Below are 803 nucleotides of genomic sequence, written 5' to 3' on the forward strand. Positions count from 1 at the left end.
GTAGAAGTAGAATTGGAAGGGTATGCTGCATCTCAATTACAATTAGATAGTCGTGATGAGATATTATCAGCCATGGTGGTCTTTGGGTTCTTATCATATCATGATGGTTTCTTAAGGATACCAAATCATGAGCTGATGGAAAAATTTCAAAGAGTATTAAAACGAAAAAGCATGGGTGGTGTCGCAGATATCGTCAATAATTCTAAAAATGTATTAGATGCGACAATTGCATTGGATGAACAAAAAGTAGCGCAATATATTGAAGAAGCGCACGATCGAGAAATACCATTCTTGCAATATAATAATGAAAACAGTCTATCATGTGTAATCACTTTATGTTATCTATATGCGAGAAATAGTTATGAAGTCACAAGAGAAGATAAGTCAGGTAAAGGTTTTGTAGATTATCTTTTCACTCCGAAGAAAAAGGGATATCCAGCAATCATCTTGGAACTGAAATATAATAAAAGTGTAGAAGAAGCAATTGATCAAATCAAGAAGAAAAACTATGTGGAACGAGTAAAAGATTTTGATGAGATATTGTTTGTTGGTATCAATTATTCTACAGATGCAGATGAGCATAAGCATCATGATTGTATTATCGAAAAATATAAATAGGAATGATAAGCATTGTCTAATGAATTATATAGATAGTGCTTTTTTCATAGTAAAAGAGGAAAAAATAGTCTATAATATAAAAAGAGATGAGGTGATGGATATGTATTATCTAGATACGGATATTCCTGTAGAATTATTTCAACGAGTATTAAAGAAAAAAATCTATGTGGATAAAAGTATGTTGA

General features: G+C 31.1%; 1 protein-coding gene. It reads left to right on the top strand.

Annotated elements, in window-relative coordinates; translation table 11 throughout:
- A partial coding sequence (locus DW114_RS21070) for a PD-(D/E)XK nuclease domain-containing protein (RefSeq protein ID WP_199485910.1) occupies positions 1-618 on the top strand: 618 nt, incomplete at its 5' end.
- Between the last annotated feature and the right edge of the window lie 185 nt (positions 619-803).

It is taken from the genome of Absiella sp. AM09-50, assembly GCF_003433845.1.
In the GTDB taxonomy this organism is placed as follows: Bacteria; Bacillota_I; Bacilli_A; order Erysipelotrichales; family Erysipelotrichaceae; genus Hoskinsella; species Hoskinsella hominis.